General features: G+C 35.0%; 1 protein-coding gene. It reads left to right on the top strand.

The window, feature by feature from the left end:
- The first annotated feature begins 308 nt into the window (after window positions 1–308).
- Window positions 309–1,079 carry a lincosamide nucleotidyltransferase Lnu(I) gene (gene lnu(I) / locus NGM62_RS21885; RefSeq protein WP_008992950.1) on the top strand — a complete coding sequence of 257 codons (771 nt, stop codon included), beginning with the start codon at window positions 309–311 and terminating at the stop codon, window positions 1,077–1,079.
- Window positions 1,080–1,137 lie beyond the last annotated feature (58 nt).

The following is a 1,137-nucleotide window of genomic DNA, read 5'->3' as shown; positions in this document are numbered from 1 at the left end:
TTGAAAAGCTTTCGGGGTGTGTCCTGCATATGCAGGGCACACACAAGGGTTTTGCAAGAGAGCGGGTTAAGTGCTTCGTATGAAACTTTTTGCTAAATTTGTAGTTCGGTTCTTCGATTGAGCGTTTGTGCATAAAATCCGCTCCCTCGCAAAGCCCCGAACCGTTGGCGGTAATTTGAAGAAACAATTAACAACGAAAAACATTCAAGAAAATGAAGCTATAAGTAACTGTAAGATAGAATAAGAATTGAAATATCCTTTAATACGCAAAGTAGAAAGGGCGATTGTTAATATTAAAAAATTAGAAAATGACACAGTTACAAATGATTGACAAAACAAAGTCAATAGCTCAAAATGATAAAAATATTTCTGCCGTATTTATGTACGGGTCATTTACCAAAAATGAAGGGGACAAATATTCAGATATTGAATTCTACATCTTCTTGAAGGATAAAGAAAATTTTTCCGCTGAAAATTGGGTAAGCCAAATTCATCCTTTGGCATTATATTTTACCAACGAGTATGGAAGTGAAGTTGCCATTTTTGAAAATATGATAAGGGGGGAGTTTCATTTTTTGACAAACGACCAAATGGAAGTTATCAAATCGTGGGACGGTTTGGTAGAGTTTAGCGACTTTGACAAGATGATTTTAGTAGATAAAGAAGATTTATTGACTAACACGCTCAAAGAAATAAAAACTAAAGTACCTGATCGAACAACAAATGAAAATATCCTGTGGTTGAGCCAATCATTGTTGAATGTTTTACTTACAACAAGCAACTTAATTAAACGACAGGAATTTGCTCACGCTTACCAAAGCTTATCAAATGTTCAAAAATATTTACTTTGGTTAATAAGAATTGAAACATACCAAACCAAACATTGGGAAAGTCCAACAAAAAGCTTGGAAAAAGACATAGACCCAGATTGGTATTCGTTATTTCAGGAGACAACATCAGAATTAGATCCGACAGATATTAAAACAGCTTTCAAGAAGACATTAACATTGACTGAAAAACTTTTTGATAATCTTGGAGTTGAAGCAAAATTAAAGGGGGTATTAAGGAGAATTGAATAAAAAAAACTACCGCCAATCGAGTAGACGGCTCCGCCAGTAACTGACGGAGTGCGCCTCT

Origin of the sequence: Parapedobacter soli, from assembly GCF_025460835.1 — a bacterium.
Lineage (GTDB): Bacteria > Bacteroidota > Bacteroidia > Sphingobacteriales > Sphingobacteriaceae > Parapedobacter > Parapedobacter soli.
The sequence above is the reverse complement of the archived record's forward strand: the minus strand, read 5'-3'. Positions and strand labels throughout refer to the sequence as shown.